The following is a 1,518-nucleotide window of genomic DNA, read 5'->3' on the forward strand; positions in this document are numbered from 1 at the left end:
GTAATATATAGTTGATATAATAGTACTTGCGCAAGGATATACCTTTTGGAAGTATACATTCATGTATTTTTCCAAAAGGTATAATTATGTGTTTTTAAGATAAAAAAATTAAGAATTATTGACAGACGGAGGACGAAATGGATTTTACAAATGAAGAAAGAAGCAATTTAATTAATTTCAAAAAAATTATTGAGTGGGAGGCCCTACCAGGATTATTACTTTTAATTGCAACTATATTTGCATTAATAATCGCAAATAGCCCTTTTAAAGTTTATTATGACAACATATTTCATCATATAGAGATATTACCAGGATTTAATTTGCATAAGTTTATAAATGACTTTTTAATGGCGATTTTCTTCTTAGTTGTTGGTTGCGAAATTAAAATGGAAGTTATAAGAGGACATTTATCAGATATTAAAAGAGCTTCTTTCCCTGTTATCGCAGCTATCGGAGGAGTAACTATACCTGCTATTATATTTTTCATTATTAATAGAAATACACCATATGCTGGCGGAGTAGGTGTACCAATATCAACAGATATAGCATTTGCTATTGGAGCATTTATGATATTTAAGAATAAGCTTAGCAAGTCATTAAAGGTATTTTTATTAACATTAGCTGTTGTTGATGATTTAATTTCTATTGCAGTTATAGGAATATTTTATTCATCAGGAGTAAAATTAATGCCTTTAGCTTTAGGAGCTATAACATTTATACTTTTACTATCATTAAGAAAGATTGATAAAAAAGAAAGACTTACACCTTATTTTATATTAGGATTTATCTTATGGCTTTGCATATATGCAAGTGGAATACATGCAACTATAAGTGGTGTTTTATTAGCTATCACATTACCAATTAGTAAGTGTGACAAGGATACACTTCAATGTACACTGATTAGAATTGAACATGTATTAGCACCTTATGCTAATTTAATTATTCTTCCTTTATTTGCATTTTCTAATACTGCAATAAATATGAATATTTCATCAATTCCAGAAGGCGCGTTAAAGGTTTCTTTAGGTATAATAATTGGACTAGTAGTAGGAAAGCCTTTAGGCATATTATTATTTACATCTGTTTTATCTAAATTTAAGATTATAGAAAAACCTAGGGATGTTAAATGGTATGATATAATGTGTGTTGGAATGCTTGCAGGAATAGGTTTCACTATGTCTATATTTGTATCTGAAATAGCATTTGCAGGTAATGATGATATACTAAATATAGTGAAAATGTCTATTTTACTAGCGGCTATAATTACTTGTTCAATTGCTGCTATAGCAATTAATTTAGGTAAAAAATCAAATATAAAAGAAGTTAAAGCATAGTATTAACTTATAAACTATCATAAACCATCAATAAGCATATATGTGTTATTGGTGGTTTATTTATTTTAATAAATTTAATAAAAGTAAACAACTTTAATTTATAAATAAGAAATCTAAGAAAATTAAAGGCTACACTACTGGTATTCATATTATTTTCTTGAAAATAAATATCAATAGTATTAAA

1 protein-coding gene is annotated in these 1,518 nt (G+C 26.9%); it reads left to right on the forward strand.

Going from position 1 to position 1,518, the window contains the following annotated elements:
• Window positions 1–137 precede the first annotated feature (137 nt).
• Window positions 138–1,334: a Na+/H+ antiporter NhaA gene (gene nhaA, locus E6248_RS15920; RefSeq protein ID WP_316341744.1), complete on the forward strand. Its 1,197-nt coding sequence runs from the start codon at window positions 138–140 to the stop codon at window positions 1,332–1,334.
• Window positions 1,335–1,518: the final 184 nt, after the last annotated feature.

It is taken from the genome of Clostridium sp., from assembly GCF_032552055.1.
Taxonomy (GTDB): Bacteria; Bacillota; Clostridia; order Clostridiales; family Clostridiaceae; genus Clostridium.

Excerpts from the sequence above, each read along its gene's own strand:
- nhaA (WP_316341744.1), top strand. The coding sequence starts at position 138 with ATGGATTTTACAAATGAAGAAAGAAGCAATTTAATTAATTTCAAAAAA.